The sequence below is a fragment of the Arthrobacter sp. ASL1 genome (assembly GCF_056680475.1).
In genome coordinates, this window is sequence record NZ_CM155284.1 from 305,293 (window position 1) to 321,115 (window position 15,823).

Sequence of the window (15,823 nt, forward strand, 5' to 3'; positions counted from 1 at the left end):
GGACGCGGTCCCCCGTCGGGACCCCCGGCCCGATAGGCTCGGGGGCATGAGCGAAACCCCCGCCCGCCGCACGCCATGGACCACCATCCACCACCACCTCGGATCCGAGATCCGGGTGCGGACCTACCCCGCGGCCGGACCGTCACGCGGGATCGTCCTGGCCGTCCATGGTTTCCGCGGCGACCACCACGGGCTCGACCTGTTGGTGCGGCACCTGCCCGGGTACACCGTCGTCGTCCCCGATCTCCCGGGCTTCGGGGACTCCACCGCCTTCACCGGTTCCGGGCACGACGCCGCGGCCTACGCCGGCGTCATCGAGGTGCTGCGCACCGATCTGGGCCTGCCGCCGTCCACGACGCTGCTCGGCCACTCCTTCGGCTCCATTGTCGCGTCCCTGCATGCCGCGGCCTATCCGGGGGCCTTCGCCCGCCTGGTGTTGGTCAACCCGATCTGCGAGCCCGCGCTCGAGGGCAGCCAGGCGCTGTTCTCCCGCCTGGCCGCCGGCTACTACGCCGCCGGGCGGATGCTCCCGGAACGGCTGGGGCTGGCCGTGCTGCGCAACCGGTTGGTGGTGGACGTCATGTCCGCCATGATGGGCACCTCCGGCGACCCGGCCACGCAGGCCTACGTGGTGGACCAGCATCGGCGCTACTTCAGCCGCTTCGCCAACCGGAGCAGCCTGCAGCAGGCCTTCGCCTCCTCGATCCGCGATACGGTGCGCGATGCCGCGCCGGCGATCCCGGTGCCCACGCTGCTGGTGGTCGGCGAACTCGACGACCTTGGCTCGGTCCCCGGGCAGTATGCGCTGGCGGCGGAGTTTCCGCACGCCCGGGTTGAGGTGATTGCCGGCGTGGGCCATCTCATCCACTACGAGCGCCCAGCGGAAGCCGCGCGGTTCATCGAAACATTTCTTCGCGACTAGTCGACTAGCCGACAAATCGCCTAGAGGACTCCCTGCGCGTCCACCCGGACGTTGACCACCGGGTCGCGGTTGGCCGAGGACCGCGCCTTGACCCGGCGCAGCTCCGCGGTGACCGCGCCGCCCTGGCCGTAGGGGAAGAACAGCAGCCAGCGGTGCACCCCGTCCTCCTCGATCACGGGGCCGGTCAACCGGACCCCCTCAGCGAGCTCCAGGGCGCCGGCGAACGCGTCCGCCGCGGTCGCCGGCCCGGACAGGGCAGCGGTCCGCACCGCCGGCGGCAAACCGAGCTCACGGCGCAGGCCCAGCTCTCGTTCGGCGAAGCCCGCGGCGTCCCAGCGCACCAGGGCCTTGACCGGATCCGAATCGGCGGCAGCGACGACCACGATCCCGCCCTCGCGGGACGGCTTGGCCAGGGCCGCCGCCGAGAGCCATCGGTGGAGCACCTCCTCACCGGTGCGCAGCTCGTCCCGGGCCAGCATGCGGTCCCCGTCCAGCAGCAGCACTGCGGCATAGCCGCCCTCGGCGACCGGCTCGGCACCCGGGGTGGCGACCACCAGCGACGGGGACGACGGCACGTTGCGTCGCGGGTGCTCGCCGGTGGCGCTGATGACCGGGACCTTCGGGAAGGCACGGCCCAGCTCCTCGGCGGTGCGGTCCGCCCCGATCGCCGCGGCCCGCAACCGGTGCCCGCCGCAGGTCTGGCAGGTCCAGCCCGGCGCCTTCCGCCCGCACCAGCGGCACCCCGGCACGGCGTTCGCGCGCTCGAGCGCCAACGGCCCGGCGCACTCCGTGCAGCGCGCCGGTTCCCGGCAGCGTTCGCAGCGAACCGCCGGAAGGAAGCCCGTGCGGGCGACCTGGACCAGGACCGGTCCGTGCTCCAGCGCGCGGGAGGCGGTGGACCAGGCGATGCGCGGCAGCCGGGCGGCGTGCAGGACCGGGTCCCGCTCCTGCTCGAAGGAGTCGGAGCTGGCGGTCACGCGGGGAGCCTGGGTGCGCAAGACCGCGCGGGGGGCGGCCAGTTCCGGCGCCCAGCCGGTGAGCACCAGCCGCTGGGCCTCGGCACTGCGGGAGCTGGAGGCAATGAGGAGGGCGCAACCGCTGTGCTGGGCCCGCAGCAGCAGGACCTCGCGGGCGTGCTGGTACGGCGCCCGCGGCTCGGCATGGCTGGAGTCCTGGTCCTCCCACAGCACCACCAGGCCCAGGTCGTGGACCGGGGCGTAGGCCGCAGAGCGGGTGCCGACGGCAACCAGGGCCTGCCCCCGGGCCACCTTCAGGAAGGCACGGTAGCGCGGGGTCGCGCCGTCCTCGGCGCTGAGCCGGGCGACGTCCGCCTCCCCCAGCGCATCGGCCAGGGCGGCGGCGGCACGGTCCAGGTCCCGGGCATCGGGCACGACCACCAGCGCCCCGCGTCCGGAATCGCGGCAGGCGCGCACCGCCTCGGTGAGCAGGGCCGGCCACCCCCCGGGCTGGTTCGGGATGACGGTGAGCACCGCACGCGGGGATCCGCCGGAGGCGAGGTCCCGCAGGAAGGCGGCGCCGCCGTCGTATGCGGGAAGGCACGAGGGCGGGGCCCCGGCGGAGGAGTCCGGGTTTCGGCCACCAGGGCTGCCGGATTCCGGCGGGAAGTCGGACCTGGGGGCCCGGCTGGCCGCGGCGGGCGGCCCGGCCTCGGTTTCGACCCGGGCCATGCGCGGGGGGATGGCGGAGCGGATGACGTCGGGAACGGTGCCCGCGTAGCGTGCGGCGACGGCCTGGCACAGGGCCAGCACCTCGGGGCGCAGCACGATCTCGGGCGAGACGACCTTGCCCAGCGGCTGCAGCTTCACCCCCGGATCGGTCCCGGCGAGCCGTTCGACGAGGTAGCCGGAGAGTTCCTGCCCGCCGAAACGTGCCCGGATCCTCACGCCCGGGACCGCAGCGGCGTCGAGCTCGGTCGGCACCAGGTAGTCGTAGAGCCGGTCCAGGTGGGGCACCTGGGTTTCGAGCAGCACCCGGGCCACCGGCAACGTCGCGGCGGCGGTGATGCCGCCGGGCAGCGGCCCGCGGAGGTCGAAGCCCTGCAGCAGCGTGGGCTGCCCGGGCTCGTCCACGGACCGGTCCACCGGGGCCCTCCTAGAGGTTGAAGTAGCTGCGCAACGCGTCGACGCGGGTGGTCTGCTCCCAGGTGAACCCGGGCTCCTCGCGGCCGAAGTGGCCGTGGGCCGCGGTGCGCTGGTAGATCGGGCGCTTGAGGTCCAGGTCCTCGATGATGCCCAGCGGGCGCAGGTCGAAGACCTCGTGGATGGCGTCGGCGATCCGGGCCGGGTCCACGGTCTCGGTGCCGAACGTCTCGACGTAGAGCCCGACCGGGCGGGCGACGCCGATCGCGTAGGCCACCTGGATCTCGGCCCGCCGGGCCAGGCCTGCGGCGACGACGTTCTTGGCGATCCAGCGCATGGCGTAGGCCGCGGAACGGTCGACCTTCGAGGGGTCCTTGCCGGAGAAGGCGCCGCCGCCGTGGCGGGCGAAGCCGCCGTAGGTGTCGACGATGATCTTGCGTCCGGTCAGCCCGGCGTCGCCGACGGGGCCGCCGATGATGAAGGGGCCCGAGGGGTTCAGGATGATGCGGGTGTTGGAGATGTCCAGGTCGGTGTCGGCCAGCACGGGCTTGACGACCAGTTCGAGCAGGTCGCCGCGCAGCCGATCCAGGTCCAGTTCGCGGGCGTGCTGGGCGGAGACGACGATTGTCTCGACCGAGACGGGGATGTCGCCGTCGTAGCCGATGGTGACCTGGGTCTTGCCGTCGGGGCGCAGCAGCGGCTGCGAGCCGTCCTTGCGGACCTGTGTGAGCTTCTCGGACAGGCGCTGGGCCAACCAGATGGGGGTGGGCATCAGCACGGGCGTCTCGTCGGAGGCGTAGCCGAACATGATGCCCTGGTCGCCGGCGCCCTGGGCGTCGCGCGGATCCAGGCCGGTGCCCTCGCGCATCTCCCAGGAGTTGAACACGCCGTCGGCGATCTCCTGCGACTGCTGGCCGATGGAGACGGAGACGCCGCACCGGGCGCCGTCGAAGCCGTTGGCCGAGGAGTCATAGCCGATGTCCAGGATGGTCTGGCGGACCAGGTGCGGGATCTCGACATAGCCGGCCGTGGTGACCTCACCGGCCACGTGCACGAGCCCGGTGGTGGTCAGGGTTTCCACCGCCACCCGCGAGTTCGGGTCCTGGGTGAGCATGGCGTCGAGGATGGCGTCGCTGATCTGGTCGCAGATCTTGTCGGGATGGCCCTCCGTCACCGATTCGGAGGTGAACAGACGCAGGGCGGGGTTCTGGGAAGTCACCCGCCCACTCTACCGGTTCAGGGCGTCGGCCAGCGCCGTGACAACGGCCCGCGCGACCTCGTCCTTGGTTCCTGCGACGTGGATTTCCGGGGCGCCGGTGGCGGAGAGGATGGTCACCGTGTTGTCCTCGGTGCCGAAGCCCAGCGTGGCACCGACCTCGTTGACGACCAGCAGGTCGCAGCCCTTGCGGGCGAGCTTGGCGCGGGCATGGTCCATCACCGAGCCCTCGTCGTCCCCTGTTTCCGCGGCGAATCCGATGATCACCGTCGGTCCGGAGGCGGGGTCCCCGCGCCGCTGGGCCACCAGTCCGGCGAGGATGTCGGGGTTGCGCACGAGCGTCAGCGTGGGGGCGCCGTCGTCGCCCTTCTTCTTGATCTTGGAACCTGCATAGTCGGACGGGCGGAAGTCGGCGACGGCGGCCGCCATGACGACGGCGTCTGCCCCCTCACAGGCCCCGGCCACCGCGTCGCGCAGCTGCAATGCCGTGGAGGCGGTGGCCAGTTCGACGCCGGCGGGGACCTCGGTCTCCAAATGGGCGGCAACCAGCTTCACCGTGGCCCCGGCGGCGAGGGCGGCGCGGGCGATGGCGGTGCCCTGCTTGCCGGAGGAGCGGTTGCCTAGGAAGCGGACCGGGTCCAGCGGCTCGCGGGTGCCCCCGGCCGAGACGACGACGGTGCGCCCCGTCAGGGGCAGGTCGGGGCGTATGCCGGTGGCGTGGTCGGCCACGTCCAGCAGGCGTTGCGCGGCGTCGTAGAGGTCCTGGGCCTCCGGCAGGCGGCCGGGGCCGGAATCCTTGCCGGTCAGCCGTCCGACGTCCGGGTCGATGACGGTGATGCCGCGCGAACGCAGCGTGGCGATGTTGGCGATGGTGGCGGGGTTGTCCCACATCTCGGTGTGCATCGCCGGGGCGACCATGACCGGGGCGCGGCTGGCCAGTACCGTGTTCGTGAGCAGGTCGTTGGCCATCCCCGCGGCCAGGCGGGCCAGCAGGTCGGCGGTCGCCGGGGCGATGACGACCAGGTCCGCCTCCTGGCCGAGACGGACATGGTTGACGTCCTCGACGGCCTCGAACACGCCGGTATGCACCGGGCGTCCCGAGAGGGCCTCCCAGGTGGCCCGGCCGACGAACTGCAGGGACGCCTCGGTGGGCACCACGTCGACGTGCCGGCCGGACTCTTTAAACAACCGCAGCAGCGCCGCGACCTTGTAGGCGGCGATGCCGCCGCCTACTCCAAGGACGATGCGCTGCTGGGCCGTCACGGCGTCGGTGCTACTCGGCGGCTTCGGCGGGGATCGGGTTGACCTGCAGGAGCCCCTCGTTGATTTCGCGCAGGGCGATGGAGAGCGGCTTCTCGTTCAGCTGGGTGTCGACCAACGGGCCCACGTACTCGAACAGGCCCTCGTGCAGCTGCGAGTAGTACGCGTTGATCTGGCGGGCGCGCTTGGCCGAGTTGATGACCAGCGCGTACTTCGAATCGGTGGTGGTCAGCAGCTCGTCGATCGGCGGGTTGATGATGCCTTCAAGGTTCGTGGACACGAATCCTCCAAATTCTGTGTGGTGTTCGTCGGTGCCGGCGGGTACTGCCTACCGCTGGTGCGGCGTCAGCCCCATCTGGGAAACCAGCTCGTCGGCTGCACGCTGGATGTCGTCATTCACGATGGTGACGTCGAATTCCCGTTCGGCAGCAAGTTCCAGTTTAGCGGTATCGAGACGTCTTTGTTGTTCCTCTGCCGTTTCGGTGCCGCGCCCGATGAGCCGGCGGACCAGTTCGTCCCAGCTCGGAGGCGCCAGGAAGACGAATTTCGCCTCCGGCATCGACTCCTTGACCTGGCGTGCCCCTTGCAGGTCGATCTCCAGCAGCACGCTGCGCCCGGCGTCGACGGCCTCCTGGACCTTGGTGCGGATGGTGCCGTAGCTGTTCCTGCCGTGGACGACCGCCCATTCGAGCATGTCCCCGGAGGCGACGAGTTCCTGGAAGGCCTCGGGGCCGACGAAGAAGTAGTGCACGCCGTCCTGTTCGCCGGGCCGCGGGTCGCGGGTCGTGGCCGAGACGGACAGCCAGACCTCCGGGTAGTGGTCGCGGATGTAGGTCGAGACGGTGCCCTTGCCCACGGCGGTGGGGCCGGCGAGAACGGTGACTGTCGGGTGGCTGGAAGCCGGCATGGTGTCCTTTGTTACTTTTTTGCGTGCGGCGGCGTGTCGGCGAAGTGGGCCAGCAGGGCGGCCTGCTGCTTGCGACCCAGGCCACGCAGCCGGCGGTTGGCCGAGATGCCGATGCGTTCCATCAGTGCCGCGGCCCTGACCGTTCCGACCCCAGGCACCGACTCGAGCAGGTCCGCGACGCGCAAGCGTCCCACTGCCTCGTCGGTCCGGGCCAGTTCGAGCAGGTCCGCGATCCCGAGTTTGCCGCGGCCGAAGTCGTTCTTCACTTCGGCCCGACGGGTCCGCGAGACCAGGGCCTTGGCCCGCGCCTTGGCGCGGTCCTCCTCCGATAATGACTTCAAAACCATAGCGTAATCCCCTGCCGGCTAGGAATCGGTCGTGACTAGGCACCACACGCCATCTTCGACGACGTGATCCGAACCTAGCGAACCCGGGCACCGGGCGCAATGGCCCGGTGCCCGCCGGCTTCAGGAACGCAGGTCCTCCTGCACCCGTGCCGTGGCGTCCCGCAGGGACCGCGGCGTGGGTCCGTGGCGGAGGATGTCGCGGCTGGAGGTGGGCACCAGCTGGTCCCAGACGGGCCCGAACACGGCCCGCAGGTCCGCTCCCGTCGCCCCCTGCGCTCCGAGCCCGGGGGCGAGGATCGGGGCATGGCTGGCCCCGAGGTCGATGTCCAGCTCACGCAGTGCCGGCCCGACGGTGGCGCCGATGACCAGGCCGGTGGACCCGAAGGGGGTGGCGCCGTCGTTCTCGAGGGCAGTGGCCTCCACGATCGACCGGGCCACCGAAGCCGCTCCCCCGACGTGCTGGACGCTGGCACCCTCCGGGTTGGAGGTCAGCCCGAGGACGAACACCCCCCGTCCGGTCCGTGCCGCCAGGTCCAGCGCCGGGCGCAGCGACCCGAAGCCCAGGTAGGGGCTCAGGGTCACCGCGTCGGCGGCCAACGGGGATCCGTCGGCCAGCCAGGCGTCGGCGTAGGCGGCCATGGTGGAGCCGATGTCCCCGCGCTTGGCGTCGGCCAGGGACAGCAGCGACGCGTCGGCGCAGGCGGCCAGCGTGCGCTCCAGTGCCGCGATGCCCGCGGATCCGTGGCGTTCGAACAGGGCGACCTGCGGTTTGACCATCGCCACGGTCCCGGCCATCGCCTCCACCACCGTCAGCGCGAAGCGCTCCACACCGGCGGCGCTGTCCGGCAGCGACCAGTCGGCGAGCAGGCCCGGGTGCGGGTCGATGCCCACGCACAGCGGGCCCCGCTCCCGGATCGCCCGCGCCAGGCGGGCGCCGAACGGGTCCCTGGTGCCGCCGTCGTGCACTGGAGCCATGCCTCAGGCCCCCGCGCGGGAGGCGTTGAGGCGTTCGGCGTGCTCCTGGAGGCTGGTGACCGACCATTCGAATTCGCGCATCGCCTGGATCGCCTGGATGGCCGCCCCGAATTCGGCGACGGTGGTGATCACCGGGGTGCCGACCGAGGTGGCCGCGGCGCGGATCTCGTAGCCGTCGCCGCGGGCATCGCCGCCGGAGGGGGTGTTCAGGATCATGTCGATCTTGCCCTCGGTGATCAGGTCGGTGATCGTGGGGTCGCCCTCCTCGGCGCCCTCGCGGACCTTGCGGACCACGGTGGCGGTGATGCCGTTGCGGCGCAGGACCTCGGCGGTGCCGCCGGTGGAGACGATCTCGAAGCCCAGGTCGGCCAGGTGCTTGACCGGCAGCACGATCGCGCGCTTGTCGCGGTTGGCGACCGAGACGAAGACCCGGCCGCCGGTGGGCAGCGGCGAGCCGGACGCGGCCTGGCTCTTGGCGAAGGCGGTGTCGAAGTACTTGTCGATGCCCATCACCTCACCGGTGGAGCGCATTTCCGGGCCAAGCAGCGAGTCCACGACCCGGCCCTCGGGGGTGCGGAACCGGGCGAAGGGCAGCACGGCCTCCTTCACCGAGACCGGGCAGTCGGCCGGCAGCTGCGACCCGTCGCCGGTGGCGGGCAGCAGGTGGTGCACGTCGCGCAGTTCCTGGATGGACACGCCGGTGCCGATCAGCGCAGCCCCCTTGGCCAGCTGGACGCCGGTGGCCTTGGAGACGAACGGGACCGTCCGCGAGGCGCGCGGGTTGGCCTCGATGACGTACAGGACGTCGGAAGCCAGGGCAAACTGGATGTTGATCAGTCCGCGCACGCCCACGCCCTTCGCGATCGCCAGGGTGGCCTCGGCGACCCTGGCCTGCACGTCGGTGCCCAGGGTGATCGGGGGCAGCACGCAGGCGGAGTCGCCCGAGTGGATGCCGGCCTCCTCGATGTGCTCCATGATGCCGCCGACGTAGATGTCGGTGCCGTCGTAGAGCGCGTCGACGTCGATCTCGATGGCGTCCTCGAGGAAGCGGTCCACCAGCACCGGGTGGTCCTCGGTGATCTCGGTGGCGTTGAGGATGTAGCGCTCCAGGTTGGGCTCGTCATAGACGATCTCCATGCCGCGGCCACCCAGCACGTACGAGGGGCGGACCAGGACGGGGTAGCCGATCTCGTCGGCGATCTTCTTGGCGTCCTCGAACGAGACGGCCGTGCCGTTCTTCGGGGAGATCAGCCCGCCCTCCTCCAGCACGCGGGAGAAGGCGCCGCGGTGTTCGGCCAGGTCGATGGCCTCCGGCGAGGTGCCCAGGATCGGGACGCCGGCGTCGGCGAGCTCCTGCGCGAGCTTCAGCGGGGTCTGGCCGCCGAGCTGGACGAAGACGCCGAGCACTCCCCCGGTTTCCTGTTCCGCGTGGATGACCTCCAGCACGTCCTCGAGCGTGAGCGGCTCGAAGTACAGGCGGGTGGAGATGTCGTAGTCGGTGGAGACGGTCTCCGGGTTGCAGTTGACCATGACGGTCTCGTAGCCGGCCTCGCGCAGCGCCATCGTGGCGTGCACGCAGGAGTAGTCGAACTCGATGCCCTGCCCGATGCGGTTGGGGCCCGAGCCCAGGATGATCACCGAGGGCTTCTCGTGCGTGCCGACCTCGGTCTCCTCGTCGTAGGAGGAGTAGTGGTACGGGGTGTAGGCGGCGAATTCGGCGGCGCAGGTGTCGACCGTCTTGTAGACCGGGCGGACCCCGAGGGCATGGCGGACCCCGCGCACGACCGGTTCCGGGGTGTGGGTCAAGGCGCCGATCTGCTCGTCGGAGAAGCCGTGGCGCTTGGCCAGGCGCAGGACGTCCTCGGACAGGGACCCGGCATCGCGGATCTGTCCGGCGGTCTCGTTGATGAGCACCAGCTGGTCCAGGTACCAGGGGTCGATCCCGGTCGCGGCGTAGGTCTCCTCGATGGAGGCCCCGCCCAGCAGCGCCTGCTGGACCATGGCCAAGCGGCCCGTGGAGCCGACGCGGCTGCGGTCGAGCAGCCCCTGGACCTCGACCGGGTCCGGTGCGGTGAACGTCAGCTGGGCGTCGCGCTGCTCGAGCGAGCGCAGCGCCTTCTGCAGCGCCTCGGTGAAGTTGCGCCCGATGGCCATGGCCTCCCCGACGGATTTCATCGTGGTGGTCAGCGTCGGATCGGCCGCCGGGAACTTCTCGAAGGCGAAGCGCGGGACCTTCACGACGACGTAGTCCAGGGTCGGCTCGAAGCTCGCCGGGGTCTTGCGGGTGATGTCGTTCGGGATCTCATCGAGCGTGTAGCCCAGCGAGAGCTTGGTGGCGATCTTGGCGATGGCGAAGCCGGTGGCCTTCGACGCCAGTGCGGAGGAGCGCGAGACGCGCGGGTTCATCTCGATGACCACGACGCGGCCGGTGTCCGGTTCGATGGCGAACTGGATGTTGCAGCCGCCGGTGTCCACGCCCACTTCGCGGATGACGGCAATGGAGATGTCGCGCAGGTTCTGGTACTCGCGGTCGGTCAGCGTCATCGCCGGGGCGACGGTGATCGAGTCGCCGGTGTGCACGCCGACCGGGTCGAAGTTCTCGATCGAGCACACGACGACGACGTTGTCGTTCTTGTCGCGCATCATCTCCAGCTCGTATTCCTTCCACCCCAGGATGGACTCCTCCAGCAGCACCTCGGAGGTCGGCGAGTACTGGATGCCGGCGCCGGCGATGCGGCGCAGGTCCTCGGCGTTGTAGGCCATCCCGGAGCCCAGCCCGCCCATGGTGAAGGAGGGGCGCACGACGACGGGATAGTCCAGCTCCTCGACGGCGGCGAAGGCCTCGTCCATGGAATGCACGATGATCGACTTCGCGGACTCGGCACCACAGCGCTCGACGACGCCCTTGAACTTCTCGCGGTTCTCGCCGAGTTCGATGGCCTCGATGTTGGCGCCGATGAGCTCGACGTTGTAGCGCTGCAGGGCACCTGACTTGTCCAGGGCGATCGCCGTGTTCAGGGCCGTCTGCCCGCCCAGGGTGGGCAGGATGGCGTCGGGGCGTTCCTTGGCGATGATCTTCTCGACGACCTCGGGGGTGATCGGTTCGATGTAGGTCGCATCGGCGAACTCCGGATCGGTCATGATGGTGGCCGGGTTGGAGTTCACCAGGATGACCCGCAGGCCCTCCTCGCGCAGCACACGCAACGCCTGGGTACCGGAGTAGTCGAATTCGGCGGCCTGGCCGATGACGATCGGGCCCGACCCGATGACCAGGACTGACTTGAGGTCTTCGCGCTTGGGCATTAGTTCCCTTCCTGGGAGGTCGTGGTGGTGGCGCCGTGGGCGGCCATCAGGTCGATGAAGCGGTCAAAGAGGTAGGCGGAATCGTGGGGTCCGGCCGCGGCCTCGGGGTGGTACTGGACGGAGAAGGCGGGCAGGTCCAGGCAGCGCAGGCCCTCCACCACGTTGTCGTTCAGCGAGATATGGGAGACCTCCACCCGGCCGAAACGGGCCTCCGGGGCCTCATGGGCACCGTCGCGCGGGGCGTCCACGGCGAAGCCGTGGTTCTGGCTGGTGATCTCCACCTTGCCGGTGCCCAGGTCCATGACGGGCTGGTTGATGCCCCGGTGGCCGTAGGGCAGCTTGTAGGTGCCGAAGCCCAGGGCGCGGCCGAGGATCTGGTTGCCGAAGCAGATCCCGAAAAACGGGATCCGGGCGTCGAGTACCTGGCGCAGCGTCGCGATCTGGTTGTCCGCGGTGGCGGGGTCTCCGGGGCCGTTGGAGAGGAAGACGCCGTCGGCGCCGGTGGCGGTGATCTGCTCGAACGTCGAGGCCGCGGGCAGTACGTGGACGCGGACGCCGCGCTCGGCGAACCGCACCGGGGTCATGCCCTTCAGGCCCAGGTCGATGGCGGCGACGCTGAAGCGCGGTTCGCCGGTCCAGCCGTGGTCGGCCGGCTCGACGGTGTAGGCGGCATCGACACTGACCTCCTCGGCGAGCCGGGCCCCGGCCATGGGTGCCTGGCCGGTGACTTGGGCGAGCAGTTCGGCGTCGGTGGCGCGGGCGGCGTCGCCGGAGAAGATGCCGGCTTTCATGGCCCCGCGCTCACGCAGGTGGCGGGTGATGGCGCGGGTGTCCACACCCTGGATGCCGACGACGCCCTGGCGGGTGAGCTCGTCGTCCAGCGTGCCCTCGGAACGCCAGTTCGACGGGCGCCGGGCGGCATCGCGGACGATGTAGCCGGCGACCCAGATGCGGCGGGATTCGTTGTCCGCCTCGTTCACCCCGGTGTTGCCGATGTGCGGCGCGGTCTGCACGACCAGCTGCCGGGCGTAGGACGGGTCGGTGATGGTCTCCTGGTAACCGGTCATCCCGGTGGCGAACACTGCCTCGCCCAGCGTCGTGCCGCCGGCCCCGTAGGCGCGGCCGCGGAACGTGCGCCCGTCCTCCAGGACCAGTACTGCGGGTTCGGTGGTCGTCATCGCGCTCATTCGTTGTCCTTCTTCGGTGCTGTGTGGTCGGGGGCGGCTCCGGTGGCGCCGGAACCGGGGATCAGTGCTTCGGTGGCGGCCACGAGGGCGGCCATGTCCTGGGCCCGTCGGGGCCGGAAGCCGGTGTCGAGGTGGTGTCCGCCCAGGCGCCACCCCAGGACGAGCAGCCCGCCGGCCTCGACGAACTTGCCGGCCATGCCCGCCTCGCGGCGGACCGATTCGAGGTCGGCCGCCGGGAGGAAGACATCGGGTGCGCCGCTGCGGGTGAACAGCGCGCCCTCAGGGTGGACGCTCAGGGTGGCGTTGGATTTCAGGCCCAGGCCATGGACGCTGATGCGGTCCAGCCAGTCCCCCGCCGTCGTCGTGGAGACGTATTGCCCGGCGGCCTCGGCCACCGGTGCGGACAGCTCGTCGGGGACGGCGGCGGGTGCCGCGACGTCGGCCTGGCGGCCCTGGCGGTGCCGCCAGCCCACGCGCATCAGCGCGATGGCCACGGCGGCGACGACGACGATCCCGATGATGTAGGGGGTGTATTCGTTCACGCGGCGGCCCCGGTGTAGGCGCGGGGGGTGTTCAGGGCGCCGTCGAGCACGGTGGGGTGGCCGTGGAAGAACGTGGCCCGGACGCTGCCGGGCAGTTCCATCCCGGCGAAGGGGGAATTGCGCCCCTTCGTGGCCATCTCCTCGGGCTTGACCGTCCAGCGGGTGGCCGGGTCCACGAGGATGAGGTTCGCCGGTTCCCCGGTGGCCAGCGGGCGCCCTTGGTCCCCCAGGCGACCGATGACGGCCGGGGTGGTGGAGGTGATCCGGGCGACGTCGTCCCAGCCGATCAGCCCCGTTTCGACCATGGTGTGCTGGACGACCGAGAGTGCTGTCTCCAGTCCGGTCATCCCCATGGCCGCCTGCGCCCATTCGCAGTCCTTGGCCTCGGAGGGGTGCGGCGCATGGTCGGTGCCGATGACGTCGATGGTGCCGTCGGCCAGCCCCGCGCGCAGCGCCAGGACGTCGGCCTCGCGGCGCAGCGGCGGGTTGACCTTGTAGACCGGGTCGTAGCTGCGCACCAGCTCGTCGGTGAGCAGCAGGTGGTGCGGGGTGACCTCGGCGGTCACGTTGATGCCGAGCGACTTGGCCCAGCGGATGATCTCCACCGAACCGGCGGTGGAGACATGGCAGACATGCAGGCGGGATCCGACGTGCTGGGCCAGCAGCACGTCGCGGGCGATGATCGATTCCTCGGCGACGGCCGGCCAGCCGGCCAGTCCCAGGACTGCGGAGACCTCGCCCTCGTTCATCTGGGCACCCTCGGTCAGCCGGGGTTCCTGGGCGTGCTGGGCGATGACCCCGTCGAACGCCTTCACGTATTCCAGGGCGCGGCGCATCAGCACCGGGTCCCAGACGCACATGCCGTCGTCGGAGAAGACCCGCACGCGGGCCCGGGAGTCGGCCATGGCCCCGAGTTCGGCCAGGCGTTCCCCGGCCAGGCCGATGGTGACGGCGCCGACGGGGCGGACGTCGACCCAGCCGCTGCGCTGGCCCAGGTTGTGGACCTGTTCGACGACGCCGGCGGTGTCGGCGACCGGCGTGGAGTTGGCCATGGCGTGCACCGCGGTGAAGCCGCCGCGGGCCGCGGCCCGGGTCCCGGTCTCGACGGTCTCGGCGTCCTCGCGGCCGGGTTCGCGCAGGTGGGTGTGCAGGTCGACCATGCCGGGCAGGGCGATGAGCCCGGTCGCGTCGATGACCGCGGCGTCGGCGGCAGCCGGGTGGGTGGAGGCCTCCGCCCCGGTGGCGACGATGGTCCCGCCGTCGAGCAGCAGGTCGGTGGCGGCACCGCCGGCGAGGGCGGCACCGCGGATCAGGTAGGTGATGGTGCTCATGTGGTTCTCGATTCTCAGAGGGCGCCGGGACGCTGCGGGTCCGCGGAAAGCAGGAGGTACAGGACGGCCATGCGCACGGCCACGCCGTTGGACACCTGGTCCAGGACGGTCGAGCGCGGCGAATCGGCGGCGGCGGAGGAGATTTCCAGCCCGCGGTTCATCGGCCCGGGGTGCAGGATCACGGTCTCGCGGCCGGGCTGGTGCTCCAGGGCGGCCAGGCGGGCGTCGTCGAAGCCCCAGCGGCGGGAGTATTCGCGGGCACTGGGGAAGAACGAGGCGTGCTGGCGCTCCCCCTGGATGCGCAGCATCATCACCGCGTCGATCCCCCCGGCCAGCGTGGCATCCAGGTCGTAGCTGATCGTGCATGGCCAGGAGCCGGCGCCGATGGGCAGCAGGGTCGGCGGGGCGACCAGGCTCACCTCGGCGCCCAGGGTGCGCAGCAGCCACAGGTTGGACCGGGCGACCCGGGAGTGCAGGATGTCCCCCACGATCGCCACCCGCATGCCGGCCAGGTCGGATCCGGTGGATTCCACGCCGCGGACCGTGGACCAGTGGTTGCGCAGCGTGAACGCATCCAACAGCGCCTGGGTCGGGTGTTCGTGCGTGCCGTCACCGGCGTTGACCACGGGTGCGTCGATCCAGCCGGCCGCGGCCAGCCGGGCCGGGGCCCCGGAGGAGCCGTGCCGGATGACCACGCCGTCGGCGCCGATGGCCTTCAGTGTCTGGGCGGTGTCCTTCAGCGACTCGCCCTTGGACACCGAGGAGCCCTTCGCGGAGAAGTTGATGACGTCCGCGGAGAGCCGTTTGGCGGCGGCCTCGAAGGAGATCCGCGTACGGGTGGAGTCCTCGAAGAAGAGGTTTACGACCGTGCGCCCGCGCAGTGCCGGGAGCTTCTTGACCTCGCGGGTGCCCACGGCGGCCATGTCCTCGGCGATGTCCAGGATGCGGATCGCGTCGTCCCGGGCCAGGTCGGCGGTGGAGAGCAGATGCCTCATGGCTGCCCCACGATCACGACATCGTTGACGGGCACGCCGTGGTCGCTGTCGATCTCGCCCAGGCGCACCCTGACCTTTTCCGAGGCGGCGGTGGGCAGGTTCTTGCCGACATGGTCGGCGCGGATCGGCAGCTCGCGGTGGCCGCGGTCCACCAGCACGGCCAGCCGCACGATCCGGGGCCGGCCCAGATCGGACAGGGCGTCCAGCGCGGCGCGGATGGTGCGCCCCGAGTAGAGCACGTCGTCGACCAGGACCACGACCTTGCCGTCGATGCCACCTGCCGGCAGCCGCGTCGGGGACGGGGTGCGGGTGGTCGAATGGCGCAGGTCGTCCCGGTACATGGTGATGTCGAGTTGGCCGGTGATGGCCGCCGGGTCGGTGCCGGGTTCGGCGCGGGCGATGCGCTCCGCCAGCCGTTGCGCCAGGGGGAAGCCGCGGGACGGGATGCCCAGCAGGACCAGGTCCCGGGTGCCCTTGTTGGCTTCGATGATTTCGTGCGCGATGCGGGTGAGCACGCGCGAGATGTCGGCTTCCGAAAGAACGGTACGGACGCTGGTGGGACCGGTGGGCCCGGATCCCTGGGTGGCGCCGAATGTTTCCACGATGCCGCCTCCTTCCCCGCCTCACTGGACGGAATTTAAAGGGTGACTGCCCGCTCAAAATTATCACAGGACGACGGCGGTGCCCCAGCCGCACTTCGAGCCCGCGGTATTGCGACGGCACTGTGACGGAAGGCCGG

Annotated in this window: 14 protein-coding genes; 1 reads left to right on the forward strand and 13 read right to left on the reverse strand. The window is 71.0% G+C overall.

Annotated features, from left to right (window positions below; all coding sequences use genetic code 11):
• Positions 1 to 46 precede the first annotated feature (46 nt).
• Positions 47 to 922, forward strand: a complete 876-nt coding sequence (locus tag AC1MEQ_RS01395) for an alpha/beta fold hydrolase (RefSeq protein ID WP_479793295.1) — start codon at positions 47 to 49, stop codon at positions 920 to 922.
• Between the two features lie 20 nt (positions 923 to 942).
• On the opposite strand, the gene AC1MEQ_RS01400 is transcribed toward AC1MEQ_RS01395, so the two are convergent.
• From AC1MEQ_RS01400 to pyrR, 13 genes are all read right to left on the reverse strand, one after another.
• Positions 943 to 3,024 carry a primosomal protein N' gene (locus tag AC1MEQ_RS01400; RefSeq protein WP_479793297.1) on the reverse strand — a complete coding sequence of 694 codons (2,082 nt, stop codon included), beginning with the start codon at positions 3,022 to 3,024 and terminating at the stop codon, positions 943 to 945.
• 10 nt (positions 3,025 to 3,034) lie between these two features.
• Positions 3,035 to 4,240, reverse strand: a complete 1,206-nt coding sequence (gene metK / locus AC1MEQ_RS01405) for a methionine adenosyltransferase (protein ID WP_479793299.1) — start codon at positions 4,238 to 4,240, stop codon at positions 3,035 to 3,037.
• A gap of 9 nt (positions 4,241 to 4,249) precedes the next feature.
• Positions 4,250 to 5,500: a bifunctional phosphopantothenoylcysteine decarboxylase/phosphopantothenate--cysteine ligase CoaBC gene (gene coaBC / locus AC1MEQ_RS01410; RefSeq protein ID WP_479793301.1), complete on the reverse strand. Its 1,251-nt coding sequence runs from the start codon at positions 5,498 to 5,500 to the stop codon at positions 4,250 to 4,252.
• 10 nt (positions 5,501 to 5,510) lie between these two features.
• Positions 5,511 to 5,777 (reverse strand): DNA-directed RNA polymerase subunit omega, encoded by a 267-nt coding sequence (gene rpoZ / locus AC1MEQ_RS01415; RefSeq protein WP_479793303.1) that lies wholly within the window; start codon positions 5,775 to 5,777, stop codon positions 5,511 to 5,513.
• A 48-nt stretch (positions 5,778 to 5,825) separates the two neighbouring features.
• On the reverse strand, positions 5,826 to 6,404 hold the full coding sequence (gene gmk / locus AC1MEQ_RS01420; protein WP_479793305.1) for a guanylate kinase: 579 nt from the start codon (positions 6,402 to 6,404) through the stop codon (positions 5,826 to 5,828).
• An 11-nt stretch (positions 6,405 to 6,415) separates the two neighbouring features.
• A complete protein-coding gene (mihF, locus tag AC1MEQ_RS01425) occupies positions 6,416 to 6,751 on the reverse strand; it encodes an integration host factor, actinobacterial type (RefSeq protein WP_479793307.1) in 336 nt (111 codons plus the stop codon).
• A 120-nt stretch (positions 6,752 to 6,871) separates the two neighbouring features.
• Positions 6,872 to 7,726 carry an orotidine-5'-phosphate decarboxylase gene (pyrF, locus tag AC1MEQ_RS01430; protein WP_479793309.1) on the reverse strand — a complete coding sequence of 285 codons (855 nt, stop codon included), beginning with the start codon at positions 7,724 to 7,726 and terminating at the stop codon, positions 6,872 to 6,874.
• A gap of 3 nt (positions 7,727 to 7,729) precedes the next feature.
• Positions 7,730 to 11,029, reverse strand: a complete 3,300-nt coding sequence (gene carB, locus AC1MEQ_RS01435; RefSeq protein WP_479793311.1) for a carbamoyl-phosphate synthase large subunit — start codon at positions 11,027 to 11,029, stop codon at positions 7,730 to 7,732.
• Positions 11,029 to 12,216 (reverse strand): glutamine-hydrolyzing carbamoyl-phosphate synthase small subunit, encoded by a 1,188-nt coding sequence (carA, locus tag AC1MEQ_RS01440; RefSeq protein ID WP_479793313.1) that lies wholly within the window; start codon positions 12,214 to 12,216, stop codon positions 11,029 to 11,031. Before carA ends, carB begins: the two co-directional genes overlap by 1 nt.
• Complete coding sequence (locus AC1MEQ_RS01445) at positions 12,213 to 12,758, reverse strand: PH-like domain-containing protein (protein ID WP_479793315.1); 546 nt, start codon at positions 12,756 to 12,758, stop codon at positions 12,213 to 12,215. Before AC1MEQ_RS01445 ends, carA begins: the two co-directional genes overlap by 4 nt.
• Positions 12,755 to 14,089 carry a dihydroorotase gene (locus AC1MEQ_RS01450; protein ID WP_479793317.1) on the reverse strand — a complete coding sequence of 445 codons (1,335 nt, stop codon included), beginning with the start codon at positions 14,087 to 14,089 and terminating at the stop codon, positions 12,755 to 12,757. The genes AC1MEQ_RS01445 and AC1MEQ_RS01450 overlap by 4 nt, the downstream gene beginning before the upstream one ends.
• A 14-nt stretch (positions 14,090 to 14,103) precedes the next feature.
• Entirely contained in the window at positions 14,104 to 15,084 is a 981-nt protein-coding gene (locus AC1MEQ_RS01455) for an aspartate carbamoyltransferase catalytic subunit (protein WP_479793319.1), read from the reverse strand.
• A complete protein-coding gene (pyrR, locus tag AC1MEQ_RS01460) occupies positions 15,081 to 15,686 on the reverse strand; it encodes a bifunctional pyr operon transcriptional regulator/uracil phosphoribosyltransferase PyrR (protein ID WP_479793321.1) in 606 nt (201 codons plus the stop codon). The genes AC1MEQ_RS01455 and pyrR overlap by 4 nt, the downstream gene beginning before the upstream one ends.
• Positions 15,687 to 15,823 lie beyond the last annotated feature (137 nt).

Bases quoted from the DNA above. Each gene is read 5' to 3' on its own strand.
- AC1MEQ_RS01395 (WP_479793295.1), top strand. From the start codon at position 47: ATGAGCGAAACCCCCGCCCGCCGCACGCCATGGACCACCATCCACCAC.
- gmk (WP_479793305.1), bottom strand. From the start codon at position 6,404: ATGCCGGCTTCCAGCCACCCGACAGTCACCGTTCTCGCCGGCCCCACC.
- mihF (WP_479793307.1), bottom strand. From the start codon at position 6,751: ATGGTTTTGAAGTCATTATCGGAGGAGGACCGCGCCAAGGCGCGGGCC.
- pyrF (WP_479793309.1), bottom strand. From the start codon at position 7,726: ATGGCTCCAGTGCACGACGGCGGCACCAGGGACCCGTTCGGCGCCCGC.
- carB (WP_479793311.1), bottom strand. From the start codon at position 11,029: ATGCCCAAGCGCGAAGACCTCAAGTCAGTCCTGGTCATCGGGTCGGGC.
- carA (WP_479793313.1), bottom strand. From the start codon at position 12,216: ATGAGCGCGATGACGACCACCGAACCCGCAGTACTGGTCCTGGAGGAC.
- AC1MEQ_RS01450 (WP_479793317.1), bottom strand. From the start codon at position 14,089: ATGAGCACCATCACCTACCTGATCCGCGGTGCCGCCCTCGCCGGCGGT.
- AC1MEQ_RS01455 (WP_479793319.1), bottom strand. From the start codon at position 15,084: ATGAGGCATCTGCTCTCCACCGCCGACCTGGCCCGGGACGACGCGATC.